This window comes from Mammaliicoccus sp. B-M6, assembly GCF_022386965.1.
GTDB classification, from domain to species: Bacteria; Bacillota; Bacilli; order Staphylococcales; family Staphylococcaceae; genus Mammaliicoccus; species Mammaliicoccus sciuri_A.
Genome location: NZ_JAJNHJ010000005.1, coordinates 1 through 25,470, shown reverse-complemented (window position 1 = coordinate 25,470; position 25,470 = coordinate 1). Strand labels below are relative to the sequence as shown.

The 25,470-nt window shown below is 33.6% G+C and carries 24 protein-coding genes; 23 read left to right on the top strand and 1 reads right to left on the bottom strand.

Annotation, left to right across the window (positions count from 1 at the left end; all coding sequences use genetic code 11):
- The first annotated feature begins 78 nt into the window (after positions 1–78).
- From LQ693_RS02890 to LQ693_RS02805, 18 genes are all read left to right on the top strand, one after another.
- A complete protein-coding gene (locus LQ693_RS02890) occupies positions 79–1,614 on the top strand; it encodes an AbgT family transporter (RefSeq protein ID WP_103360693.1) in 1,536 nt (511 codons plus the stop codon).
- A 173-nt stretch (positions 1,615–1,787) separates the two neighbouring features.
- A complete protein-coding gene (manA, locus tag LQ693_RS02885) occupies positions 1,788–2,729 on the top strand; it encodes a mannose-6-phosphate isomerase, class I (RefSeq protein WP_107572794.1) in 942 nt (313 codons plus the stop codon).
- A 15-nt stretch (positions 2,730–2,744) separates the two neighbouring features.
- On the top strand, positions 2,745–2,975 hold the full coding sequence (locus tag LQ693_RS02880; protein ID WP_048541014.1) for a hypothetical protein: 231 nt from the start codon (positions 2,745–2,747) through the stop codon (positions 2,973–2,975).
- Between the two features lie 348 nt (positions 2,976–3,323).
- Positions 3,324–4,340: a LysM peptidoglycan-binding domain-containing protein gene (locus LQ693_RS02875; protein ID WP_119594113.1), complete on the top strand. Its 1,017-nt coding sequence runs from the start codon at positions 3,324–3,326 to the stop codon at positions 4,338–4,340.
- Positions 4,341–4,555: 215 nt separating this feature from the next.
- A complete protein-coding gene (locus LQ693_RS02870) occupies positions 4,556–5,926 on the top strand; it encodes an EVE domain-containing protein (protein WP_239702943.1) in 1,371 nt (456 codons plus the stop codon).
- 140 nt (positions 5,927–6,066) lie between these two features.
- On the top strand, positions 6,067–7,440 hold the full coding sequence (locus LQ693_RS02865) for an alanine/glycine:cation symporter family protein (RefSeq protein WP_103360690.1): 1,374 nt from the start codon (positions 6,067–6,069) through the stop codon (positions 7,438–7,440).
- A gap of 243 nt (positions 7,441–7,683) precedes the next feature.
- Positions 7,684–8,043, top strand: coding sequence for a transcriptional regulator, SarA/Rot family (locus LQ693_RS02860; RefSeq protein ID WP_103360689.1), 360 nt, complete (start codon positions 7,684–7,686; stop codon positions 8,041–8,043).
- A 127-nt stretch (positions 8,044–8,170) separates the two neighbouring features.
- Positions 8,171–9,595, top strand: coding sequence for a Na+/H+ antiporter NhaC (gene nhaC / locus LQ693_RS02855; RefSeq protein ID WP_103360688.1), 1,425 nt, complete (start codon positions 8,171–8,173; stop codon positions 9,593–9,595).
- 118 nt (positions 9,596–9,713) lie between these two features.
- Positions 9,714–10,121: a thiol-disulfide oxidoreductase DCC family protein gene (locus LQ693_RS02850; protein ID WP_232339601.1), complete on the top strand. Its 408-nt coding sequence runs from the start codon at positions 9,714–9,716 to the stop codon at positions 10,119–10,121.
- Positions 10,122–10,187: 66 nt separating this feature from the next.
- Positions 10,188–11,153: a LacI family DNA-binding transcriptional regulator gene (locus tag LQ693_RS02845; RefSeq protein ID WP_103360687.1), complete on the top strand. Its 966-nt coding sequence runs from the start codon at positions 10,188–10,190 to the stop codon at positions 11,151–11,153.
- 1 nt (position 11,154) lies between these two features.
- Positions 11,155–12,036: a ribokinase gene (gene rbsK, locus LQ693_RS02840; protein ID WP_103360686.1), complete on the top strand. Its 882-nt coding sequence runs from the start codon at positions 11,155–11,157 to the stop codon at positions 12,034–12,036.
- Positions 12,029–12,418: a D-ribose pyranase gene (gene rbsD / locus LQ693_RS02835; protein WP_103360685.1), complete on the top strand. Its 390-nt coding sequence runs from the start codon at positions 12,029–12,031 to the stop codon at positions 12,416–12,418. Before rbsK ends, rbsD begins: the two co-directional genes overlap by 8 nt.
- 11 nt (positions 12,419–12,429) lie before the next feature.
- Positions 12,430–13,926 carry a sugar ABC transporter ATP-binding protein gene (locus LQ693_RS02830; RefSeq protein WP_103360684.1) on the top strand — a complete coding sequence of 499 codons (1,497 nt, stop codon included), beginning with the start codon at positions 12,430–12,432 and terminating at the stop codon, positions 13,924–13,926.
- Positions 13,907–14,845, top strand: coding sequence for an ABC transporter permease (locus LQ693_RS02825; RefSeq protein ID WP_025906404.1), 939 nt, complete (start codon positions 13,907–13,909; stop codon positions 14,843–14,845). Before LQ693_RS02830 ends, LQ693_RS02825 begins: the two co-directional genes overlap by 20 nt.
- A gap of 24 nt (positions 14,846–14,869) precedes the next feature.
- Positions 14,870–15,784 carry a D-ribose ABC transporter substrate-binding protein gene (locus tag LQ693_RS02820; RefSeq protein WP_037588978.1) on the top strand — a complete coding sequence of 305 codons (915 nt, stop codon included), beginning with the start codon at positions 14,870–14,872 and terminating at the stop codon, positions 15,782–15,784.
- Between the two features lie 185 nt (positions 15,785–15,969).
- Positions 15,970–16,413, top strand: a complete 444-nt coding sequence (locus LQ693_RS02815; protein WP_103360683.1) for a Dps family protein — start codon at positions 15,970–15,972, stop codon at positions 16,411–16,413.
- A gap of 142 nt (positions 16,414–16,555) precedes the next feature.
- The gene (locus LQ693_RS02810; protein ID WP_025906398.1) at positions 16,556–17,965 is read left to right on the top strand and encodes an FAD-binding oxidoreductase; all 1,410 of its coding nucleotides are present in this window, start codon (positions 16,556–16,558) and stop codon (positions 17,963–17,965) included.
- Positions 17,955–19,211 (top strand): (Fe-S)-binding protein, encoded by a 1,257-nt coding sequence (locus tag LQ693_RS02805; protein ID WP_103360682.1) that lies wholly within the window; start codon positions 17,955–17,957, stop codon positions 19,209–19,211. The genes LQ693_RS02810 and LQ693_RS02805 overlap by 11 nt, the downstream gene beginning before the upstream one ends.
- A gap of 225 nt (positions 19,212–19,436) precedes the next feature.
- Here LQ693_RS02805 and deoD read toward each other — a convergent pair whose 3' ends face one another.
- Entirely contained in the window at positions 19,437–20,147 is a 711-nt protein-coding gene (gene deoD, locus LQ693_RS02800) for a purine-nucleoside phosphorylase (protein WP_103360681.1), read from the bottom strand.
- A gap of 112 nt (positions 20,148–20,259) precedes the next feature.
- Here deoD and LQ693_RS02795 point away from each other — a divergent pair, with 112 nt between their 5' ends.
- From LQ693_RS02795 to LQ693_RS02775, 5 genes are all read left to right on the top strand, one after another.
- Positions 20,260–21,195, top strand: a complete 936-nt coding sequence (locus tag LQ693_RS02795; protein ID WP_103360680.1) for a sugar-binding transcriptional regulator — start codon at positions 20,260–20,262, stop codon at positions 21,193–21,195.
- An 84-nt stretch (positions 21,196–21,279) separates the two neighbouring features.
- Positions 21,280–21,942: a deoxyribose-phosphate aldolase gene (gene deoC, locus LQ693_RS02790; protein WP_037589818.1), complete on the top strand. Its 663-nt coding sequence runs from the start codon at positions 21,280–21,282 to the stop codon at positions 21,940–21,942.
- Positions 21,943–22,024: 82 nt separating this feature from the next.
- A complete protein-coding gene (locus LQ693_RS02785) occupies positions 22,025–23,326 on the top strand; it encodes a pyrimidine-nucleoside phosphorylase (RefSeq protein ID WP_103360678.1) in 1,302 nt (433 codons plus the stop codon).
- A gap of 11 nt (positions 23,327–23,337) precedes the next feature.
- On the top strand, positions 23,338–24,522 hold the full coding sequence (deoB, locus tag LQ693_RS02780) for a phosphopentomutase (RefSeq protein ID WP_103360677.1): 1,185 nt from the start codon (positions 23,338–23,340) through the stop codon (positions 24,520–24,522).
- A complete protein-coding gene (locus tag LQ693_RS02775) occupies positions 24,522–24,872 on the top strand; it encodes a DoxX family protein (RefSeq protein WP_103360676.1) in 351 nt (116 codons plus the stop codon). Before deoB ends, LQ693_RS02775 begins: the two co-directional genes overlap by 1 nt.
- Positions 24,873–25,470 lie beyond the last annotated feature (598 nt).

Sequence of the window (25,470 nt, the reverse complement as noted above, 5' to 3'; positions counted from 1 at the left end):
TTGTAAAATTATCAGAACCTTCAAAAATTAAACACAGTTTGATATACTGTTTTTAATTTACTGATGGGAGGATAATATATGAATCAAACAAAAGAAAAAGTTTCAATCATTAATAGATTTCTAAATTTAATAGAAAGAGCAGGGAATAGATTACCCGATCCGAGTATACTATTTTTCTTCTTATGTGCAGCGTTAATATTTCTGTCTTGGTTTATTTCATTATTTCACATAAAAGTTGAAAGTCCTGCAACTGGGAAGACTGTAGAAGTTACAAATTTAATTTCTAGAGAAGGTTTTGGAAAAATTATTAGTGAATCTATCACGAATTTTTCAGAATTTCCTGCGTTAGGCTTAGTACTAGCAGTTATGTTAGGTATAGGTGTTGCTGAAAAGACGGGTTATTTTGATAAGTTAATGATCCAAGTTGTTCAAAAAGCACCTAGAAAAATTATTGTTCCCATTATTATATTTGTAGGTATTATCGGTAATGCTGCAGGAGATGCAGCACCAGTCGTGTTACCACCATTAACAGCGTTAGTCTTTATAAAGTTAGGTTATCATCCGATTGCTGGACTTGCGATGGCTTATGCCTCAGCACTAGGTGCATTTGCTGCGAACGTTACGTTAGGTATGAGTGATGCGTTAGTATATGCATTTACGAAACCAGCAGCTGAAATTATTGATAAAGACATCAATTTAAATGTTGCGATGAACTGGTATTTTATTGCAGCATCAACAATCATCTTATTACCATCTATTTATTATGTCAGTATGAAAGTCGTTATTCCGCGTTTAGGTACATACAAACCTGATGAAGGTTCTGAGGATCAAAGTGATGATAATAAAATTAGTGCAAAAGAAAGTAAAGCATTGAAGTTTGCGAATATTAGTTTCTTTATTGTTGTAGCGTTATTACTTGCTTTAGCAATTCCTGAAAATGGCTGGTTAAGAAATCCAAAGACAGGTAGTTTAATTGATAAAGCACCGTTAATGGATGGTGTAGGTATCATTATTTTAGTTATCTTTTTCGTGCCTGGTTTTGTATATGGTATTCTTTCAGGGAAAATCTCAAATACAAAAGATTTAGGAAAAATGTTATCAGATTCCATGTCCACAATGGGTAGCTTTATCGTTATTGTATTCTTTGCTGCTCAACTTTTAGCATATTTAGAATGGAGTAATCTAGGTATTGTCATTTCTGTAAAAGGTGCAGAATTATTACAAGGTCAAAATGGGGTCATCTTGATTATTGGATTTATCATTCTAAGTAGTTTAATTAATCTGTTAATCGGAAGTGCTTCAGCTAAATGGGCAATATTGGCACCAATCTTTATACCAATGTTTATGTTATTAGGTTATCATCCAGCATTTACACAAATGGTTTATCGTATCGGTGATTCCATAACAAATCCGATTACACCAATGATGCCATACTTACCATTATTACTTTCATATGCTCAAAAATATGATAAAAATATGAAACTAGGTACATTAATTTCAAGTTTAATGCCATATTCAATTGTGTTAGGTATAGTTTGGCCGTTATTCATGATTATTTGGTTCTTACTGGGCATTCCATTAGGACCAGGTGGAGATATTCATTTGAATAAATAGTATTATACATTTTAATAATTATAAAATTGTTAATAGTTATAAATTCAATCTATCTGTGTTATGAGTATTCCACAATATAGTGTCGTTATGGTACAATCACCATTGGTACATTAAAACGATTATAAAAATAAGCGGTATACAATATATAACAACAATTAGAAAAGGATGATTGAATGTCTCCATTAATTTTAAAGCCTGTATTCAAAGAACGTATATGGGGTGGTAGAAATTTAGAAAATATGGGATATAACCTGCCTGAAGGACGAATCGGTGAATGTTGGGGGATATCTGCACATGTAAATGGGCCAAACGAAATCGCAAACGGACCATATAAAGGGCAAACTTTAGATGAAGTTTGGTTAAATCACCCAGAACTTTTCGGTAATCCTACAGAAGAAAAGTTCCCATTATTAACTAAGATTCTTGATGCAAATGATCAACTATCAGTACAAGTACATCCTGATGATACATATGCACATGAACATGAAAACGGTGAATTTGGTAAGACAGAATGTTGGTATATTATAGATGCTAAAGAAGATGCAGAAATTATATATGGTACATATGCAAATACAAAACAACAATTAGAAGAATTTATACAAAATGAAGATTGGGATCATTTATTTAAACGCGTAAAAGTAGAAAAAGGCGACTTCTTCTATGTACCTAGTGGCACAGTTCACGCAATAGGTAGCGGTATTATGATTCTAGAAACACAACAAAATTCTGATACAACTTATAGAATTTACGATTATGACAGAATTGATAAAGACGGCAAGAAAAGAGAACTTCATTTAGAAAAGAGTATCGACGTTATAACTGTCGGTGCACAAAGCCCAAATGTACCACCTAAAAGGATTGATGATGAAGACCAAAAAGGAACATTATTAATCGAAAGCGACTTCTTTACAGTTGCTAAGTGGGAAATTAGTGGGACATTTAATTTTAGAAAACCTAGAGACTATTGCTTAGTAAGCGTGATAGCTGGAAGCGGAGAAATCATTACAGATGGTAATGTATTTGAAGTTGAAAAAGGCGATCATTTAATCATGACAGCAGATGATTTAGATAATCACATAAATGGTGAATTAGAAGTCATCATTAGTTATGTGTAGATTGGGGTCTATCAAATGAAAAAATTTCTATATTTATCATTAGTATGTGCAGTCATTGCAGGATTAGGATTATTTTTCGGAATGCCTAAGTATCCAACGCCAGTCATTCCATTTATCATTGCGTTAATTGGTTTAATACTTGCAATCTCTACATTAAAAGACAAAGACATATCAGCAGGACTCAAAATAGGTGGCATATTAGTCAACCTTATGCCATGCTTAGCAGGGTTATCGTTGATCGTATAAAGCATAATAAATCAACAGTAGAAATTCTGTAAAAGAATTTCTACTGTTTTTATGTATGATAGGATAATATCGCCCGAACTTGGAGATATCGTGCGCTAAGGCACAAAAACAGGGTGTGTCGCACGAACACTCACACATATTACCTTCCTACCCACCTCCAATTTATCTTGCGCTAGTTATAATATGCGATTTATTATATTTGTTCATTTTCTAATTAATCTTTAAAAGTAATATACTATTATAGGATTAATGAAAATGAAATAAAACTGTAATATAAACGGTAAAGGTTACGGTGTATAATTAATAAGAATTCATAAATAAACTGTAAGAAGATGGAGGTAAGTTATTTTGAAGAAAAAGACAATAGCGGCATTTGTTGGTGCTTCGGTTGCAGTTGCAGTATCTTCTCATCAAGCGGAAGCAGCAACTTATAAAGTTAAAAGTGGAGATTCTTTATGGCTGATTGCTGATAAGCATAATACAACGATTGCGAAAATTAAAAGCTTAAATAATTTAAGTTCAAATCTTATTTTCCCAAATCAAGTATTACAAGTTCCTGGTACTTCAAACTCATCAAGTACATCGAACACGAGCTCAAGATCTACTTCAACTTCATCAACGACATATTACACAGTAAAATCGGGAGATACATTAGGGGTTATTGCTGGTAAATATGGTACGACGTATCAAAAAATTATGTCATTGAATGGGTTAAGCAACACGATTATTTATCCGGGACAAAAATTAAAAGTTAATGGAACAGCAAGTTCTAGTAGTAACACGGGTAGCTCTAGTAACAGTGGAGCGTCTAATGCTTCAGGTAGCACTTCTACTTATACAGTTAAGTCAGGAGATTCACTATCAGCGATTGCAGCTAGATATGGAACGACATACCAAAAAATTATGACATTAAATGGTTTATCAAACTTTATCATTTATCCGGGACAAAAATTAAAAGTAAGTGGAACAGCATCAAGTTCAGGTTCTACTTCTAATTCAAATAACAACAGTGGATACACATCACCGACATTCAATCATCAAAACTTATACGACTGGGGTCAATGTACTTGGCACGTATTTAACCGTCGTCAAGCTATAGGTAAACCAATTAGTACTTACTGGTGGAATGCAAATAATTGGGCAAGTGCAGCTGCTAAAGATGGTTATGTTGTTAATCACACACCATCAGTTGGATCAATCCTTCAATCATCAGCTGGATACTATGGTCATGTATCATTTGTTGAAAGAATTAATTCAAACGGAAGCATTCAAGTATCAGAAATGAATTTTAGTTCATCACCAGGTGTACTAACTTACAGAACGGTACCAGCTTCTCAAGTTTCAAGTTATAATTTTATACATTAATCATTGAAGAGTCTTGGACATTATGATGTGTCCTCGGCTCTTTTTTTATGATTGTAAACATAGACATGAGTGTGAATGTCTTATACAATGTTAATATTAATGTGTTGTTAAGAAAGTAAATTTTAAGCGTAGTTTTTTATATAAAAATAAAATTAAGATATCAAAGTAAACATCATTATGAAAATCGATCATTATAGATATTAAGGAGTATACATATGTCTGAAGAAAGAAACTACTTTTGGTTAAATTGTGGATATAATAGGTGGCGTCATACGGAACCATTAGAAGGCCAAACTGCAGTGTTTGAATCAGGTGCAAGCTTTAATCCAACGCAAGGTTATCATGCATTTAAGACAGCCAAACCAGGAGATAAAGTCATTTATTATCAAGTACAAAATCAAGTCGGCTTACTTGGATTCGGCGAAATCTTACAAGTTCAAACGGGTGGTAATCAAAAAGTAAGCATCCAATTTAAGTTTGAGCAATCTTTAACAATGTTATCAATTGAATATTTAAAGAGAAGTGAACAATTAGAATCTAGAATTAAACAAATGACAGAACAATTGTTTAATCGCATTACGAAAGAAGAATTCGATTTAATTATAGGGTTAGGACAAGGCGCTATAAAAATTCCTAGGTATTTCTTACTTACAGAAGAAATTCAATTTGAACCAGATCAAACGTATACAATATTTACACATACTGTAAATGGTATTAAGCGAAATGGTTATACGTACTATACTCAGTTAGAAATAGGAGATCAGATTATATTTTTAAGTAGAAATGCTAATCAGTCGATTATCGGAACTGGGGAAGTGTCAGATAGTATACATAAGTTGCCACCTCAACCTGGTAGAACAGATTCTACATGTATTGAAGTTAAATATCATGAAGATATTAATCCTGTGAATATTGGCGAATTAAATAGACATCAAACGTTAAAGAAATTATATTTCTTACAAGACAGTTCGAAACAGTCTATTGCTAATTTAACAAAAGCACAATATGATGCGATGTTAGATATGAGTAATGGTACTTACAAAGAAAGTTCTAGTAATCAATATGAGATGTCTGTTCAACGTGAGCAGGAAAATGAACCTAAAAAAGATAAACCTATTATTTTAATGCTTTGTGACAATAAAGAAGACGGTTTGAAAAAAGCGAAACATTATGTTGAACGTGAACTTGCGAAAGGTATATATACAGTAGGTCATCCTGATTTCTCAGAAGAAATGTTATACGGTCGATATTTACCAAATGAAAGTGGCGCTTTATATTATAGAGAAGGTTTCATTACAGGACATATTACGAACTCAGAAAGAGAATGGCTAGTGATTGACCAGTTTGAAAGAATAGATCCAGAAATCTTTCAATTATTCTTAAATGTGCTTGATGGTCATGAAATGACATTACCAAGGTATAATCATGAAGGTAAGATGGTGAGGTGGAGTTTAGAAAAGGACTCTTTCTATCGTCATAATCCTAAATGGCGTATGATTGGTTTATGTTACGGTTCGATTGAAGACATTAAAGAACAATATTCACATCAATTCTTAAAACATTGTAGAGTATTACATGTAGGATAAAATAGACGGAATAAAATCTTAACACTTAAGATTTTATTCCGTTTTTATTTTTTTAAAGGTTTATAAATTGCAGAATATTCTGTAATATAGAATTATGCTTGGTTTATATTTCACAAATAAAATTACAAAGGGGTCATTTTATGGAGAAAATCGTAGCATTCTCAGATTGGTTATGGGGATATCCAATCGTCACACTTTTATTAGTATCAAGTTTATTTTTAACATTGTATTTAGGTTTAATACAATTTAGGCATTTTGGTTATATGATGAAACAAACTTTTGGAAGTATTAATAAAGAGCCTAAAGGTGAAGGTACAATTACGCCGAGGCAAGCGTTAACGTCAGCTTTATCATCAACAGTAGGTGCAGCAAACATTGTCGGTGTACCTACAGCCATTATGATGGGTGGACCTGGTGCAGTATTTTGGATGTTAGTAATCGCATTTCTAGGAATGGCATTAAAATATTCCGAAAACGTACTAGGTATATATTATCGTGAGAAAAACGATAAAGGAGAATTTGTTGGTGGACCTACATATTATATGAAAAAAGGTTTCAAAAATAAGAAAGTCGGATTAGTATTTTCATTTGTATTTGCATTTGCTTTAATGCTTGAACTTATTCCAAGTATTATGGTACAAGGGAATTCAGCTGCAAGTACTGTTCAAGATACATTCGATATTCATATGGGTATAACAGGAATCGTGCTAGCTGTTATTGCTGCTTTAGTTGTATTTGGTGGTATTCAACGTATCGCAACATTTACCGAAATGATCGTACCGGTTATGGTAGGTTTATATTGTATTATGGGATTCTTGATTATCATACTGAATATTCAACATGTACCTAGCGTAATTGCGTTAGTTATTGAGAAAGCATTTAATCCAGATGCAGCATTAGGAGGTAGTTTCGGTGCTGCACTTGCCACAACAGTACGTTGGGGATTTGCACGCGGGATTTATTCTAACGAAGCAGGTCTTGGTACATCGCCAATTGCGCATGCTGCTGCAAAGACAGACCATCCTGTAAGACAAGCATTCTGGAGTGTTAGTGAAATCGTTGTTGATACATTAATTATCTGTAGTACGACAGCATTTGTTGTTTTAGTATCTGATGTTTGGAAAGATAATGATGCTAAAGAACAATCGGCTGCACTTACAGCTCGCGCCTTTAATAATGCATTTGGAACATTTGGAAGTTGGATTGTATCTATTTCAATGGTCTTCTTCGTATTCTCAACAATCATCGTAGTTATATACTATGGATCAAGAATGGCAGAATACTTATTTGGCTTAACAGCAGGCTTTATTATGAAGATTGTTTATGTACTCTCAATCGCGCTTGGTGCATTCGGTGCTGGTACACAACTTTGGAATTTATTAGACATCGCACTTGCATGTATATTGATTCCGAATATTATCGCAGTAGTGATGTTAGCACCTAAAGTTAAAAGTTTAACAACAGAATTCTTTACAGGAAAAGAATTCTATTTAAAAGATAAAGCTAAAAAGTAAATATCTACAATTAATTGAATACAAGAAAAAGATTATAACGATTACAGTTATAATCTTTTTTTATTTGTAAAATAATAGTACTTCTATACACTTTGTGAGTTAGTCATTTCAGTTTGATTATTTACCTCTAGAAAAATACATAAATTGGCAAATATATATTTAAATTCCATATTGATGTTATTTAATTTTGTGTTAAAATTATTTTAAGAAAATCTAATTAGCGGAAAAACAGGAGGTCATACTATGAAGACTCAATCTTATTCAGAAGCAATTTCAACATGTTCAGCGTTTTTCGATCAGCAAAATAAAATTGATAATATCTTTTTAGTTATTGAACAAAAGTATGGTCTAAAGAAGCATGAATTTTTCTTTTTAATGAAATTAAATGAAGTGGAAGAAGTGCATCTAAAAGATGCTATGAAAAAAGGCTATATCAAACAAAATAAATCAGCGAGAGCGATTAAACGTTTATTTGAAAAAAGGTACATTTTAAAAAATCGCTTAAAATCAGACGAACGAGCAGTTATTTTACGTTTTAACAATGAATATAAAGAAGAATTCAATGAAATTATGCAAGAAGTTATATATATGCTTAATGAATAATTATATGAGTTATAAGTATGAGTCTGGTACATAAATATTTGTCCAGGCTTTGTCATTATGGGATTGTAATATGTAGTATAAACCAGTAAAATTATAAATGTAAGCGCTTTATTTTAGGGGGTTATCTATGGAGAATAATAGTACATCTAAGAAAGAGATTAGTTTCTTTTGGGCCGTTGTGCCATTTTTATTTATGATTATCAGTATGTTATTTACAGTAGTCGTTTTAGAGCAAGCTCCGCACATACCGTTAATGATAGGAACAGCAATTGCAGCAATTGTAGCTTACTATCATGGGTATAGCTGGCAAGACATCGAAGAAATGATGTATAAAGGTATTAGACTAGCCTTACCAGCAATCGTCATTATCATTTTAGTTGGACTGATCATTGGTGCTTGGATAGGTGGAGGCGTAGTAGCCACAATGATTTACTATGGCTTGAAATTAATAACGCCATCATTATTTTTAGTAACCATCGCAGTTATTTGTGCAATCGTATCATTAGCTATTGGTAGTAGTTGGTCAACAATGGCTACAGTTGGTGTAGCTGGTATGGGAATTGGATTAAGTATGGATATACCAGCAGGCATGATAGCAGGTGCTATTATATCTGGATCATACTTTGGTGATAAGATGAGCCCATTATCAGATACGACAAACTTAGCAGCAGGTCTAACAGGTACAGATTTATTTGATCATATTAAACACATGTTCTATACAACAGTACCTGCCGTTATCATTTCATTAATTGTATTTTTTATTTTAGGACAACAATTTTCAGCTGGTAATATGGACCAAGCAAAAATTGATGCCATCAATAATGAAATGCTAGACAAATTTACAATTTCGCCGTGGCTGTTGCTCGTACCTGTAATAGTTATTATATTAGTTGCATTTAAAGTGCCAGCAATACCAGCATTAGTTGTCGGTATTGTTTTAGGATTCTTATCACAAATATTTATTCAAGGTGGAAGTCTTCATGACAGTGTGAAGACATTACAAACTGGATTTGTATTAGAGTCTAAAAATGATTTAGTCAAAGAATTGTTCAACAGAGGTGGATTAGAATCCATGTTCTATACAATTTCAATGACTATCGTTGCGATGACATTTGGAGGCATTCTAGAATATTCAGGCATGCTAAAATCAATCATTTCAAAAATCTTAAAAATTGCAAAAGGTACTGGTGGTTTAATAGCATCTGTTATTATTTCATGTATAGGTACAAACGCTTCATGTTCAGAACAATACATATCGATTGTAATACCTTCAAGAATGTACATTAATACATTTTTAGAAAGAAGATTACATCCGAAAAACTTATCACGTGCACTTGAAGACGGTGGTACTGTAACATCCGTATTCTTCTTGTGGAATACATGTGGGGTATTTATCGCTCAAACATTGAATGTGAACGTATTAGATTATAGCATTTATGCAATCTTCAACTATACAGTACCAATCATATCCGTCATCTTTGGATATGTAGGATTTAAAATTATCAAAATTAATGAAGAAGAATATAAAGAATTTAAAAAACAAGCTGCTTAATTATAGAATTGAAGAAGTGCTAGGATAGAAGAGTCCTAGCACTTTTTGTTAGGGACATTATTCGTAATTGTGTCTCTAAAACTTTTAATTATCATACTGTCGTGTTACGTTTAAGAAAATGATAATTGGAGTGATTGTTATCGCTATTGTTTATTATGATGGGGATTGTGGATATTGTAATCGTGCTGTGATGTGGTTAATTCATCATAAGATTTCGACTCGTTTTCAATTTGCTCAACTAGAATCTTCATATGGTGATCATTTATTTGAAGCACGACCTGATTTGCAAAATATAGATAGCATTATTGTTTTAGATGGCGACAAAGTATGGATTAAATCAAAGGCGATAATTCATTTATTAGGTCAAATAAAAGGCTATCAATTTTTAGGATTGGCTTTGAAATGGATACCGAAATTTGTACGAGATGTTGGCTATGATGCATTTGCCAAAATCAGACATAAAGTGATTTTGAAAAATGCTTGTCGATTACCGACACCTGAAGAAAGAAAATATTTTTTAAATTAATATTGCATAAATAAAGATTGCGTGATATCCTTTTGTGTAAACGGTTACATAAAAGGAAGTTGAAGTATGGCAACAATTAAACAAGTTGCGCAACATGCAGGAGTATCTGTTGCTACTGTATCTAGAGCGCTTAATAAAAGTGGTTATGTTAAGAAGGAAACACAAGATAAAATTGATAAAGCAATTCAAGAATTAAATTATCGACCTAATGAAACAGCAAGAACTTTATATAAACGACAATCTAGAATGATAGGACTATTATTACCAGATATGAGTAACCCTTTTTTTACAGTAGTTGCTAGAGGTGTTGAAGATGAAGCGATGGCGATGGGCTATCATATCATTATTGGAAATGGTGATGGCAATGATGAGAAAGAGCTTGCTTATTTAAATACATTTAACGTACATAATTGTAGTGGTATTATTGCTTCACAATTATCGAGTAAGGAAACTTTTGATTCATTTAAATCTTATAATATGCCTTTTGTTCTATTAGACCGTGTGTACGAAGATCATGAATTTGTTGAAACAAATCATTACAAAGGTGGACAACTTCAAGCTCAGGCAGTGATTAACGGTAAAGCGCAATCTGTTCTTATTTTGGAACAAGATTTAAATTACAAATCATTTAGAGAGCGATTCAATGGTGCGAAGTTAATGTTAGATGAAGCGGGTATCAACTATGTTTCAGCTAATGAATTATCTTTATCAGAAGATGATTTGCTTAACTTAATTAAAGAACACGACATTGATAGCATTATTTGTAGTAATGATGTTGGCGCATTTAACGTCATGAGTATTCTTTATAATCATCAATACACAGTACCAGACGATATACAAGTGGTTGGTTATGATGATATACCGTTATCACGTACATATTCACCAAGTTTAACAACGATTCATCAACCTGCTTATTTAATTGGTCAAAAAGCATGTCAACAATTGATTAAACAGTTGGAAGGTAAACAAAGAGAACATCATCAAATATTAGATGTAACTTTAGTGGAAAGACAATCAACAAGGAGAGATTAATATGAAGAAAATTACAGTTATCGGAAGTATGTCTATAGATTTAGTTGTATCAGCGTCTAAAAGACCAGGTAAAGGAGAAACAATTCTTGGGGACGATTTCTTTACAACACCTGGTGGGAAAGGTGCAAACCAAGCAGTCGCAGCTGCAAGATTAGGCGATAACGTACATATGATTGGTAGAGTTGGCGATGATGATTTTGGTAAAGAAATATATGAAAATCTTCAAAATAATCACGTTATTGTGGATGGTGTGGAACCCGTTACACAAATGCCATCTGGAACAGCACATATAACATTATCTGAACAAGATAATAGTATTATTGTCGTACCTTCAGCTAACAATGAAGTGACGCCAGACTATGTTAAAAAACATTTAGAAGCATTGTCAGAAGGCGATATCGTTTTATTACAACAAGAAATTCCAAGTGAAACAGTTGAATTTGCTGTTGAATATTGTTCAGAACACGGTTTGATTTCAATTCTGAATCCTGCACCATATAGAGAAGTAAGCAACACTGTTATTGAAAAAGTTGATTACTTAACACCTAACGAAACAGAAAGTGATGAGATGTTTAAAGGTGAATTAGATGAAGCGTTAGCAGCATATCCAATGAAATTGATTGTAACTTTAGGTGATAAAGGTGCAGCTTATCATAATGGTAAAGAAAAAGTTCAAGTACCAGGTTATAAACGTGAAGTGAAAGATACGACAGGTGCTGGCGATACATTTAATGGTGCATTTGCAGTAGCGCTTCAAAAAGAATACAGCTTAGATCAAGCATTAGCATTTGCTAATATAGCAGCAAGTCACTCAGTAACTGGATTAGGTGCACAAGGCGGAATGCCAACATTACAAGATATTGAAGGAGAATGGCATGTATAAGACAGGGATATTAAACAGTGAAATTTCTAAAGTATTAAGTGATCTTGGTCATACAGATCGTATTGTGATAGCAGATTGTGGATTACCAGTACCAAAAGGCGTGCGAAAAATTGATTTAGCACTGACTTTTGGTGTACCAAGTTTTGAAAGCGTTTACGACATTTTGTTAGAACATATGTCTGTACAGAAAATGATTTTTGCAGAAGAAATGAAGACGGATAATTCAGCACTTTATGAAAAGATTCAAGAAACAGATGTTGAAAGAGAATTTGTATCACACGAAGAATTAAAAAAATTAACACAAGATACTGTCGCAATTATAAGAACAGGGGAAGCAACACCATATGCAAACGTCATATTAGAAAGTGATGTTTTATTTTAAGGAGGGATTTCATGCTAGAAATGTCTGGTGTACATAAAGCGTTTGGCCAAAATAAAGTGTTAACTGGCGTAGATTTTAAATTAAAAGAAGCTTCAGTTCATGCGCTTATGGGAGAAAATGGTGCAGGGAAATCAACTTTAATGAAGATTCTTGTTGGTATTCATGAAAAGGATGCAGGTCAAATTAATTATCACAATCAAGAAGTTGTCTTTAAAGATGCTCAAATGTCAGAAGAAGCAGGTATTACGTTTATACATCAAGAGCTTAATATTTGGCCAGAGTTAACAGTGCTTGAAAATTTGTTTATCGGGAAAGAAATGCGCAATAAATTTGGCATATTAAATGAGAAGAAAATGAAGCAAGAAGCATTAAAAGTCTTTGAAAAATTAAACTTTAGTATTTCATTGAAGAAAGTTGCAGGAAAATGTTCAATCGGTGAACAACAAATGATAGAAATTGCTAAAGCTTTAATGACCAATGCAAAAATTATTATCATGGATGAACCAACTGCAGCACTTACAGATAAAGAAATCACACAGTTATTTAAACTTATTAAAAATCTTCAAAATCAAGGCGTTTCATTCGTTTATATTTCACATAGAATGGCTGAGATATTTGAGGTTTCTGATGAAATTACCGTTATGAGAGATGGTAAAACTGTATTATACAAACCTACAAGCGAAACCAATTATGATGAAATTGTTAAATCAATGGTAGGTAGAGACTTAACAGAGCAATTCCCAGAAAGAACCGTTGAACCAGGTGAAACATTGATGCATGTTAAATCACTTAATAATGATGAACAAGGCATCAAAGATATTTCATTCTCATTAAGAAAAGGTGAGATATTAGGATTTAGTGGTTTAATGGGTGCAGGTAGAACTGAGATTATGAGAAGTCTGTTCGGAATTGATAAAGGTCATAAAGATATAGACATTAAAGGTGAATCCGTATTGATTAAGTCACCGGAAGATGCAATGAAACATGGTTTAGGCTTAATTACTGAAAATAGAAAAGATGAAGGACTCATTCTCGATTTCTCAATCGAACATAATATGGTTCTACCATCTCTTGAAAGCTTTTCGAATAAAGGGTTTATTAAAGAGCAAGCGACGCATGTGTTTGCAGATCAAATGAGCAAAAGGCTCAATATTAAGACACCACGAAAAGCACTAGTATCCTCACTTTCAGGTGGTAACCAACAAAAAGTAGTATTGGCAAAATGGATTGGTACAGGTGCTCAAATCTTGATCTTAGATGAACCGACAAGAGGGATAGACGTTGGTGCTAAGCGAGAAATTTATCAATTGATGAATGAGCTAACTGAACGTGGTGTATCGATTATTATGATTTCTTCAGAGTTACCTGAAGTTATCGGCATGAGTGATCGCGTTATTGTTGTTCAAGAAGGCAATATTAAAGGTGAAGTTGAAGGCGAAAATATAACAGAAGAAAATATTATGACATTAGCTACAGGAGGGGAATTACATGCAACAACTAACAGCTAAGACTTCATTAGTCGAAAAAATTATTCCATTTATAGGACTTATATTATTAATCGTTGTGATTAGTATTATGAACTCAGCATTTCTAGATTTATCGAATTTATTAAACTTATTAAGACAAGTTTCAATTAACGGGTTAATTGCTTTTGGTATGACATTTGTTATTTTAACTGGCGGCATAGACTTATCAGTCGGTTCGATACTCGCATTATCAAGTGCATTTACTGCAATCTTAATTACAAGTGGTTTAGATCCAATTGTTGCATTGATTGTCGGAGTACTTGGTGGCTTCTTATTAGGTGTATTTAACGGTGTATTAGTAACATTCGGGAGTATGGCACCATTCATCGCAACACTTGCAACGATGACAATATTTAGAGGTTTAACACTCGTTGTAACAGATGGTAACCCTATTACTAATTTAGGTGATAGTTATATGTTCCAACTATTTGGTAAAGGTTATTTCTTCGGCATTCCAGTACCAGCAGTCACAATGATTATTGTATTTATTATATTGGCGATTATTTTGCAAAAAACAACATTTGGTAGACATACATATGCTATCGGTGGTAATGAAGTCGCTTCAAAAATTTCTGGTATTAAAGTAAACAGAGTAAAGATTTTAATTTATGGTATTTCTGGTTTAATGTCTGCATTAGCAGGTGCAATTTTAACATCACGTTTAAACTCAGCTCAACCTACAGCCGGTACATCATATGAGTTAGATGCTATCGCTGCAGTTGTATTAGGCGGAACTTCTTTAACAGGCGGTAAAGGTAGAATTGTTGGAACGTTTATTGGTGTACTTATTATTGGTGTACTTAATAATGGTCTGAATTTATTAGGAGTATCATCATTCTACCAACAAGTCGTAAAAGGTATTGTTATTTTAATTGCTGTATTAATAGATAGAAAAAAATAATCAATTAGATTGAGGGGAAAACAAATGAAGAAATTATTAATACTTTTAATGACAACTGTGTTATTTTTAGCGGCATGTTCACTTGAATCGCCATTGAAAAAAGATAATGAAGGTAAAACAAATAAGAAAAAATCTGATATAACGATTGGTGTCAGTGTTTCAACATTAAATAACCCATTCTTCGTTTCAATTAAAGAAGGTATTGAAAAAGAAGCTGAAAAACAAGGTATGAAAGTAAAGGTAGTTGATGCAAGAGATGATTCAGCTAAACAAACAAATGATATAGAAGATTTAGTTCAACAACAAGTTGATTATTTAGTTGTCAATCCTACTGATTCTAGTGCAATTTCTAGTGCCGTTCAGTCAGCAAATAATGAAGGTATACCTGTTATTACATTAGATAGATCAGTTGATAAAGGTGATGTTGCAACATTTATCGCTTCAGATAACGTTGAAGGCGGTAAAATGGGCGGACAATTTATTTTAGATAAATTAAGTAAAAATGCTAAAGTTGCTGAATTAGAAGGTGTTCCAGGTGCAAGTGCAACAAGAGAAAGAGGAGAAGGCTTCCATAAAGTTGCCGACAAATCACTTGATGTCATTGCTAAACAAAGTGCTAAGTTTGATCGAGCAGAAGGATTAAACGTGACACAAAATATCTTACAAGCACATCCAGAAGTAGAAGCGATATTCTCACACAATGATGAAATGGCACTCGGTGCTATCGAAGCAATTGGTGATAAAGATGTAATCGTAGTTGGATTTGATGGTAATGAAGATGCAATGAAAGCAATTAAAAGTGGCAAACTAGATGCAACTGTCGCGCAACAACCTGATAAGATGGGTAAAGCTTCAGTAGACTCTATCATTAAATTGATGGACGGTAAGAAACTTGAGAAAGAAATTAAGATTCCACTTAAGCTTGAGAAAGCAGAATAAATGTTTATAAAACGATAAAGAAGGTATAAGTCTAATGTAGGCTTTACCTTCTTTTTTATGTAGATTTAAACTCTTATTTATAATTATTATAAATAAGTTGCTAATTATTGTTGACAGATTAGAATGATTATAATATAATAATTAATGTAATCAAGAAAAGATAACTACAGAGGAGTGTAAAATAAATGGCAAATAATAAAGAAGTAATCGAAGCATTAAATAAACAAGTAGCAGAGTGGACAGTATTATATACTAAATTACACAACTATCACTGGTATGTTAAAGGACCAAATTTCTTCTCACTTCATGAAAAATTTGAAGAACTTTACAATGAAGCAAGTGTGTATGTTGACGATTTAGCTGAACGTATTTTAGCAATTGAAGGTAACCCAATCGCTACTTTAAGAGAAGCATTAGAATGGTCAGTTATTGAAGAAGCTGAGAAAAACTTAACTGCAAACCAAATGGTTGAACAATTATCTAAAGACTTCACAACTGTAATTGCTCAATTAGAAGAAGGTATTCAATTAGCAGAAAAAGTTAACGACGATATGACTGGTGACATGTTATTAGCAATGGTAACAAGTCTTGAAAAACACAACTGGATGTTAAAATCATTCTTAAAATAATATTGAATTAAAAATACCTAATCCATGAACATATTGGATTAGGTATTTTTTTAAATCATAAATGTAAACGTATTCACTTGGAATGAAAATTAAAGTAAACAGTGCTATCATGAATATAATTTCATATTGAGGGGGGGATAACATGGAAGAACTCTATCATGCTTTAAAGAAACATTTAGATAATGGGCGCGTTTCTAAAGAAGTAGCGGATCTTTCAAGTTATAGTTTTGATGCTTCTTTCGGAGAATACATGCCTGATATTATTTGTCAGCCAATGTCTACTGAAGAAGTGGTGCATATTGTAAAGTTAAGTAATCAATATGACGTACCAATTTATCCAAGAGGTAGTGGCACAAGTTTAAGTGGAGGACCACTTGCTGTTCATGGTGGTATTGTGTTGGATTTTTCAAGATGGGACAATGAAATAACAGTTTACGAAAATGATTTAATGATGGAAGTTTCACCAGGCGTTATCACTGAGAAAATTCATAAAGTTGCTGAATCATATGGACTGATGTATCCACCTGATCCATCCAGTTCTCGTGTTTCAACAATTGGGGGTAACTTAGCTGAAAATGCAGGTGGACCAAGATGTTTAAAGTATGGTGTCACGAAAGACTATGTTGTTGGATTAGAAGTCGTAACGGCTAATGGAGATATTATTCACTGTGGTGGACGCACAGTAAAAAATGTAACAGGTTATGATATGACAAAATTAATCGTAGGGTCAGAAGGTACGCTCGGTATTATTACAAAAGCTACTTTACAATTGATTCCTAAGCCGATTGATACAAAGACAGCAATGTTGCAGTTTGATGATTTTATTACATCAGGTGAAGCGGTATCCAAAATTTTAAGATCGGGTATATTACCTTCTAAAATCGAAATCATGGATAAATATTGTGTTGATGCTGTGTTGTCGACACATCCAATTGAGAATGTGACAGCCGATGCTGAGTCGGTATTGTTAGTCGAATTAGATGGTCATCCTTTAGCACTTGAAGCAGAAATGAAAATCATCGAAGAAACATGTGCTGCGTTACCTGGTTGTAAAGTCATTATTGCTGAAGATGAAAAACAGGCATCCGAACTTTGGGAAGTGCGTAAACTTGTGTCACCAGCTATCGTGAAATTTGGACCAACAAAGATAAGTGAAGATACAAGTGTGCCGGTCAGTCAAATTCCAGCTTTCTTTGAAGAAATTGAAAGAATTCGACAAACTTATCAATTAAATTTAGTTGTGTTTGGGCATGCTGGAGATGGCAATTTACATCCTAATATTATTACGGATAAACGTAAGCCAGAAGAAATGAAACGAGCTGAAGAAGCAGTTGCTGAAATTTTTAAAGCTTCACTGAAATTAGGTGGTACATTAAGCGGTGAACATGGTATTGGATTGTTTAAAAAGCCATTTATGTATAACGAATTTGATGAAGCAGGCATGAAATTTATGAAAGATGTAAAACAGGCATTGGACCCTAATAATCGTCTGAATCCAGGTAAAATCTTTCCAGACGAGCATGAAAGGTTTGTGTTAGTCCATGACGAATAATCTAATTGCAAAATTAGCATATGATGCGACTTTTGATTGTGTTCAATGTGGCTTTTGTTTACCATCTTGCCCTACATATTTAACGATGAAAGAAGAAAAACATTCTCCACGAGGTAGAATCAATCTTGTTAAATATGCAGTTGAAGGTAAAGCTGAACTTAAAGATTTAGAAGAAGCAATTGATTTATGTTTAGGCTGTAGACAATGTGAAACAGTTTGTCCAACGAATGTTCAATACGGCGACATTTATGAATCGGCAGTCGAAGTATTAAGAGAAAAGCGAAATAAAAAATTAGACACGCAAATTATGTCTGTATTTTTAGAACGTCAATATATGATAGATGCGATGTATAAAGGCTTGAAGCTCTATCATACGTCTTTTGTTTCAGGGATTTTAAATAAGACAAATGCATTGAAATTACTACCAGAAAGATTAGGTAATATGGCGATGATTTTGCCACCAGTTCAAAAAGATAAACGACCTTACCAAACACCTTTTAGAACGAAAAAAACAACAATTGGCTTTTTCAGAGGTTGCATGATGAATTCATTTTTCTCACATATAAACGATCTTGCGATAAAAATTTTAGAAGCGCATAATATTCAAGTTATAGAAATTAAACAACAAACTTGTTGTGGCGCACTTCAACATCATGCTGGAGAAATGGATAAAGCAAGAAAATTAGCCAAACTCAATATTGAAGCGCTAGAAAAATACGATGTAGATTATTATGTCAATGCTATTGGCGGTTGTGGCGCTTCGTTAATAGAATATGATCATTTATTGAGAAATGAAGCGGAGTGGAAAGCTAGAGCTGAACAGTTTGTTGATAAAGTGAGAGACATATCCGTTATATTAGAAGACATTGACTTAAACTTAGAACACCCGATTAATATTCAAGCCACTTATCAGCCATCATGCCATTTGCAAAACGTACAACATGTATTCAATGAACCTGAAAAAGTAATCAACCAAATAAAAGGACTAACATATAAAGTATTACCCGAAAAAGACATCTGTTGCGGTTCAGCAGGTATATATAATATCGTGAATTATGATGCATCGATGGAAATCTTAAATCGAAAAATGAGTCACGTAAAAGAAATAGAGCCACAATTAATCATCACATCAAATCCAGGATGTCACTTGCAAATGTTGTTAGGTGTTAAAAATGAAGGATTAGAAGACAAAATACAAGTCAAACATATCGTAGAAGTCGTAGCAGAAGCGTGCGGTATAGAATAATGAGGAAGTTGAGATGAAGAGAGATAATCGGTGTAGGTGTTAGGGACAGAATTCCGAGAAATGTCCGTAAGAGTGGCCCGCCTAATTACCAGAATTCAGAATAATGGAAGTTAGCGACCTCTAATTATCTAAATCCTGGAACCTAACGCAACCAATATTACTCCTTCACTATCACAAATGAAAAGAGCTAAGACGGTCATAATCGTCTCAGCTCTTTTTTTATAATTATTCTGCGATTTCTAATGCAATTTCCATCATTTGTGTAAATGAATTTTGTCTTTCTTCTGCTGTTGTTGCTTCATCTCTTAATAAGTGGTCACTTACTGTGAAGATACCTAACGCTTTTTTACCAGCTGCTGCGGCATTTATATATAATCCTGCTGATTCCATTTCAACGCCTAAGATACCTAATCTTGCCCATTTGCTTGTTACTTCTGAGTCTGCATTATAGAAAATATCACTTGAGAAGATATTACCTACGTGTGATGTTGCGCCGATTTCGTCTGCTTTGTTTTTAGCGCTTGCTACTAAACCGAAGTCTGCGATTGGTGCGAAGTAACCTGGTACGTTGAATTGATCAACATAACGAGAGTTTGTAGATGCACCTTGAGCGATAATAATATCGTATAAGTTGATATCTTCTTGCATAGCACCACATGATCCGATACGAATAATTGTGTCTACGTCAAAGAAATTATAAAGTTCATAAGAATAAATACCGATTGAAGCAATACCCATACCTGAACCCATAACAGATACTTCTTTACCTTTATAAGTTCCTGTGTAACCTAACATATTTCTTACATCGTTGAATTGTTCTACATTTTCTAAAAAGTTTTCAGCGATAAATTTAGCACGTAATGGATCCCCCGGCATTAGTACTGTTTTTGCGATTTTTACACCATTTGGTTGAATATGTGGTGTCCCTTGAGTCATAACTATCTTCTCCTTTAAATAAAATAAAAGTTTTTTCATCTTAAAGATAACATTTGTTTAAATTTTTTGCGAATTTTTGTACGATAAGAGTGAAAGAAAGTGGTGAATAGGGATGAATTTACAAAAGAACAAGGATAGTATCAAGATTGCAAAGCTATATTATCAAGAAGGTTTGAGCCAAGAAGCGATTGCGAAAAAGTTAAATATTTCAAGACCAACGATATCAAGATTATTGAATCATGCTAAAAATCAAGGCTTTGTTACGATTAAAATTGATGACCCTTATCAAGATGCAGAAAGTTTAGCTTCACTTTTAAAAGCGAAATACAATTTAAAAGATTGTGTTGTTGAACATGCATCTTATAACGATTATTCAAATATTCAAACGGCAATTGGTAAAAAGACTGCTGAATATTTAAATAAAATTGTGAAAAACGGGGATAATATTGGTATAAGTTGGGGTAAAACGATGTATCAAGTTTCTCAATATCTAGAACAAAGTCATTTTAATGATATTGGTATTATCCAGTTGAAGGGCGGTATTAGTTTTTCAGATGTTGATACAAGAAGTCATCAAATTCTAGAAAGATTTGCTCAAGCTTATAATGCGACACCGAGAGATTTACCGTTACCCGTTATTTTTGATGTAAAAGAAGTAAAAGATATGGTTGAAAAAGACCGACATATTAAATCAATACTCGATCAAGGTAGACAAGTTGATGTTGCGATTTTTACTGTAGGAACTGTAAGAGATTCTGCCCTATTATTTAAACTAGGATTTTTGAGTGAAGAAGAAAAAGACAGACTTAAAAAATCAGCAGTCGGAGATATTTGTTCAAGATTTTATAATAGCAAAGGTGAAGTAGCAGACGAAGCTATTAATAATCGAACAATAGGTATTGAACTTGATGCATTGAAAGGTATAGAACATTCAGTATTAGTTGCTGGAGGTGAGCATAAAGTCGCTTCAATTAGAGGTGCACTTGAAGGTAAATTGAGTAATATTTTAATTACAGATCAATACACTGCACAGGCGTTATTAGATTAGTGAACAATATTTCAGTTATCGTTTTACAAATGTTCAATAACGTTATATAATAGACTTAATCAAAAAATATTAGGAGGATTCAACATGTCATTAGCTAAATATATCGATCACACAGCACTAAAACCAGATACGACTTTGGAACAAATTGATGCTTTATTAAGTGAAGCGAAAGAATATGGATTCAAATCAGTATGTGTCAATCCTACACACGTTGCACATGCCAAGAAAGCTTTAGAAGGGTCAGATGTACTTGTATGTACAGTAATCGGATTCCCTCTTGGAGCAAACACAAGTGAAGTTAAAGCATTTGAAACAGAAGATGCAATTAAAAAAGGTGCTCAAGAAGTAGATATGGTTATCAACATTGGCGCATTAAAAGACGGTAGAGATGAAGATGTTAAAAAAGATATCGAAAGTGTTGTTTCAGCAGCTAACGGTGTAACAACTAAAGTTATCATTGAAACTTCATTATTAACAGATGCTGAAAAAGTGAGAGCATGTGAACTTGCTGTTGCAGCAGGTGCTGATTTTGTTAAAACTTCAACAGGATTTTCAACTGGTGGTGCAACTGCAGAAGATATTAAATTAATGCGTGAAACAGTTGGTCCTGATTTAGGCGTAAAAGCTTCTGGCGGTATCCGTTCATACGAAGATGTTAAAACAATGATAGATAATGGTGCAACACGTATTGGTGCTTCAGCAGGCGTTAAAATTTTAAAAGGTGAAGCGTCAGATTCAGATTACTAAAAATTAATGGTACTTGAAATAGTACCTTTAATTTTTCAAATTAAGGTAAGCGTATTCATACAAAAAATGGAGGGTATTAACGATGAGAATGGTTGATGTAATTGCAAAGAAACGTGACGGGAAAGAATTAACGAAAGAAGAAATTGAATTTTTTGTTAAAGGATATACTGCAGGCGATATTCCGGATTACCAAGCGTCTAGTTTAGCAATGGCTATATATTTTCAAGATATGACAGATGAAGAACGTGCGAACTTAACGATGGCTATGGTTGAATCAGGCGATCAAATTGATTTATCTGAAATTGAAGGCATTAAAGTTGATAAGCACTCTACAGGTGGTGTAGGTGATACAACAACACTTGTACTTGCACCTTTAGTAGCAGCATTAGACGTACCAGTCGCAAAAATGAGCGGACGTGGTTTAGGTCATACAGGTGGTACAATCGATAAACTTGAAGCGGTTGAAGGGTTCCATGTTGAAATCAGTGAACAAGAATTTATCGATTTAGTGAATAAAGATAAAGTAGCCGTAATCGGTCAAACAGGTAACTTAACACCTGCAGATAAAAAGCTTTATGGCTTACGAGATGTTACAGGTACAGTCAATTCAATTCCATTAATTGCATCTTCAATTATGAGTAAGAAAATTGCAGCAGGTGCAGATGCGATTGTCTTAGATGTTAAGACTGGTGCAGGTGCATTTATGAAGACGATTGAAGATTCTGAGTTACTTGCGCATGCAATGGTAAAAATCGGGAATAATGTAGGTAGAAATACAATGGCAATCATTTCTGATATGAGCCAACCTTTAGGCAGAGCAATTGGTAACGGTTTAGAAGTGAAAGAAGCGATTGAAACATTAAAAGATGAGGGTCCAGAAGATTTAACTGAACTTGTATTAACTTTAGGTTCTCAAATGGTTGTATTAGCTAAGAAAGCTGAAACTTTAGATGAAGCGAGAGAAAAACTTTTAGAAGTGATTCAAAATGGTAAAGCATTAGAAAAATTCAAAGTATTCCTTGAAAATCAAGGTGGAGACGGTTCTGTAGTAGATGACGTTACAAAATTACCACAAGCTCAATATACTTTCGAAGTTAAAGCTGAAACTTCAGGTTATGTATCACACATCGTTGCAGATGAAATTGGTGTTGCTTCAATGCTTTTAGGTGCAGGTAGAGCAACAAAGGATGATATAATTGACTTGGCAGTTGGTTTAGTATTAAATAAAAAAGTTGGCGATAAAGTTGAAGCGGGTGAATCGTTAGTAACGATTTACGCAAATCAAGAAGATGTTAAAGATGTAGAAGCTAAAATTTTAGAAAACATCACAATTTCTGACGAACAAGTTAAACCAACATTAATTCATAAAGTGATTACAGATTAGGAGTGTGTCAAATGACAAACCGATTTAAACGTATTCATTTAATCGTAATGGATTCAGTAGGTATTGGTGAAGCACCAGATGCTAAAGCATTCGGTGATGAAGGTTCTCATACATTAAAACATACACTTGAAGGTTTTAATGAAACATTACCAAACTTAGAAAAGTTAGGCTTAGGTAATATTGCAGACTTACCAGTAGTTCAAAAAGTATCAAATCCAGAAGCATTCTATACTAAATTAAGTGAAGCTTCAGTTGGTAAAGATACAATGACAGGACATTGGGAAATCATGGGTCTAAATATTGATAAACCTTTTAAAGTCTATCCAGAAGGTTTTCCAGAAGAATTGGTGAAAGAAATTGAATCAATCACTGGTAGAAAAGTTGTTGCAAATAAACCAGCATCAGGTACTGCAATTATCGATGAATATGGTGAGCATCAAATGGAAACTGGAGATTTAATTGTATATACATCTGCAGATCCAGTGTTACAAATTGCAGCACATGAAGATATTATTCCTTTAGAAGAATTATATGATATTTGTGAGAAAGTTAGAGAGCTTACGAAAGATCCTAAATATCTAATAGGAAGAATTATTGCTCGTCCATACGTTGGCGAACCAGGTAACTTCACTAGAACATCAAACAGACATGACTATGCATTGAAACCATTTGGTAAAACAGTTATGAATACTTTAAAAGATGCGGATTACGATGTCATAGCAATCGGTAAAATTAATGACATTTACGATGGTGAAGGTGTTACGAAAGCTATTAGAACGAAAGATAACATGGACGGTATGGATCAATTAATCGATGTTGTAAAAAGTGATTTCACTGGAATCAGCTTCTTAAACTTAGTTGATTTTGATGCATTGTATGGTCATAGAAGAGATAAAGAAGGTTACGCACAAGCTATTAAAGACTTTGATAACCGATTAGAAGACTTACAAGCAGTATTAAATGAAGATGACTTAGTCATTATTACAGCAGATCACGGTAACGATCCAACTGCTCCAGGTACAGATCATACACGTGAATATGTACCATTATTAATGTATAGTCCAAGCATTAAAGAATATCATGAACTATCAGGTGATGATACATTCAGTTCAATTGGTGCAACAATTGCAGATAACTTTAATGTGACGTTACCTGAATTCGGTAAAAGCTATTTAAATGAGATGGGGATTAAGTAATGAATATAGTTAGACGATTATTTGGAATAGGATTTTCATTTGCAGGTGTGATGCATTTAGTGAGATCAGAAGGTTTTGAAGCAATCGTTCCAAACTATTTACCATTTAAAAAAGCAATTGTTTGGATAACAGGCGTGATGGAAATCGTATTTGGTATCATGTTAATGATCAAAAAGCCAAGTAGCTTAATGAAAAAATTAATCGAATGGTTCTTAGTAGCTGTATTTCCAGCAAATGTTTATATGGCACAAAAGAACATCCCATTAAACGGTAAACAATTACCAAAATGGGCGTTGTGGGGTAGATTACCACTACAATATGTGATGATTAAATTAGTAAGAAAAATGTAATCTTTATATAGAGAGTTTGGGATATCGTATCCCAAACTCTTTTTTTATTTGTGGGTGAGTGTGATGTAGGAATTAGGTGAATATTATGTTGGGGAGTTGGGTGTTAGGTGTCGTTATTAGCAGATTTGGCTAGAAGTGCAAATAGTGGGGTCGTTATTAGCAGATTTGGTAAGAAGTGCAAATAAGGAGACCAGTAATTACAATTCTCAGTAGTTTTGTAATTAAGGCGGCCCATAGTAACACTTCGGCCGAGTTTTGTAATTAAGGGGGCCCTTAGTAACACTTCGGCCGAGTTTTGTAACTAAGGCGTTCCTTAGTAACACTTCGCGCGAGTTTTGTAACTAATGCAGTCCGTAGTAACACTTTGACTGATTTTTGTAACTAAAGCCCCCGTTATAAACAAGTTTACCCGAAAGTGTTCACAACGCCCCGCCATTCCAACATAAAAAAGCCCAGGTCATATCCTGGGCTTCAGACTGTGGACAAACTGAACTTAAATTTATAAGTTCAGTTTGTTTTTTTATATGGATTAATATTTTCCACTAAAATCATGATTAAACTACGTTTAATCTAGGCTATTTGTGGCTCTTTTACGAGC

What these genes read in the sequence shown, in the direction of transcription:
- LQ693_RS02890 (WP_103360693.1), top strand. Translation starts at nt 79, where the DNA reads ATGAATCAAACAAAAGAAAAAGTTTCAATCATTAATAGATTTCTAAAT.
- manA (WP_107572794.1), top strand. Translation starts at nt 1,788, where the DNA reads ATGTCTCCATTAATTTTAAAGCCTGTATTCAAAGAACGTATATGGGGT.
- LQ693_RS02880 (WP_048541014.1), top strand. Translation starts at nt 2,745, where the DNA reads ATGAAAAAATTTCTATATTTATCATTAGTATGTGCAGTCATTGCAGGA.
- LQ693_RS02870 (WP_239702943.1), top strand. Translation starts at nt 4,556, where the DNA reads ATGTCTGAAGAAAGAAACTACTTTTGGTTAAATTGTGGATATAATAGG.
- LQ693_RS02865 (WP_103360690.1), top strand. Translation starts at nt 6,067, where the DNA reads ATGGAGAAAATCGTAGCATTCTCAGATTGGTTATGGGGATATCCAATC.
- LQ693_RS02860 (WP_103360689.1), top strand. Translation starts at nt 7,684, where the DNA reads ATGAAGACTCAATCTTATTCAGAAGCAATTTCAACATGTTCAGCGTTT.
- nhaC (WP_103360688.1), top strand. Translation starts at nt 8,171, where the DNA reads ATGGAGAATAATAGTACATCTAAGAAAGAGATTAGTTTCTTTTGGGCC.
- LQ693_RS02850 (WP_232339601.1), top strand. Translation starts at nt 9,714, where the DNA reads ATGATAATTGGAGTGATTGTTATCGCTATTGTTTATTATGATGGGGAT.
- LQ693_RS02845 (WP_103360687.1), top strand. Translation starts at nt 10,188, where the DNA reads ATGGCAACAATTAAACAAGTTGCGCAACATGCAGGAGTATCTGTTGCT.
- rbsK (WP_103360686.1), top strand. Translation starts at nt 11,155, where the DNA reads ATGAAGAAAATTACAGTTATCGGAAGTATGTCTATAGATTTAGTTGTA.
- rbsD (WP_103360685.1), top strand. Translation starts at nt 12,029, where the DNA reads ATGTATAAGACAGGGATATTAAACAGTGAAATTTCTAAAGTATTAAGT.
- LQ693_RS02830 (WP_103360684.1), top strand. Translation starts at nt 12,430, where the DNA reads ATGCTAGAAATGTCTGGTGTACATAAAGCGTTTGGCCAAAATAAAGTG.
- LQ693_RS02825 (WP_025906404.1), top strand. Translation starts at nt 13,907, where the DNA reads ATGCAACAACTAACAGCTAAGACTTCATTAGTCGAAAAAATTATTCCA.
- LQ693_RS02820 (WP_037588978.1), top strand. Translation starts at nt 14,870, where the DNA reads ATGAAGAAATTATTAATACTTTTAATGACAACTGTGTTATTTTTAGCG.
- LQ693_RS02815 (WP_103360683.1), top strand. Translation starts at nt 15,970, where the DNA reads ATGGCAAATAATAAAGAAGTAATCGAAGCATTAAATAAACAAGTAGCA.
- LQ693_RS02810 (WP_025906398.1), top strand. Translation starts at nt 16,556, where the DNA reads ATGGAAGAACTCTATCATGCTTTAAAGAAACATTTAGATAATGGGCGC.
- LQ693_RS02805 (WP_103360682.1), top strand. Translation starts at nt 17,955, where the DNA reads ATGACGAATAATCTAATTGCAAAATTAGCATATGATGCGACTTTTGAT.
- deoD (WP_103360681.1), bottom strand. Translation starts at nt 20,147, where the DNA reads ATGACTCAAGGGACACCACATATTCAACCAAATGGTGTAAAAATCGCA.
- LQ693_RS02795 (WP_103360680.1), top strand. Translation starts at nt 20,260, where the DNA reads ATGAATTTACAAAAGAACAAGGATAGTATCAAGATTGCAAAGCTATAT.
- deoC (WP_037589818.1), top strand. Translation starts at nt 21,280, where the DNA reads ATGTCATTAGCTAAATATATCGATCACACAGCACTAAAACCAGATACG.
- LQ693_RS02785 (WP_103360678.1), top strand. Translation starts at nt 22,025, where the DNA reads ATGAGAATGGTTGATGTAATTGCAAAGAAACGTGACGGGAAAGAATTA.
- deoB (WP_103360677.1), top strand. Translation starts at nt 23,338, where the DNA reads ATGACAAACCGATTTAAACGTATTCATTTAATCGTAATGGATTCAGTA.
- LQ693_RS02775 (WP_103360676.1), top strand. Translation starts at nt 24,522, where the DNA reads ATGAATATAGTTAGACGATTATTTGGAATAGGATTTTCATTTGCAGGT.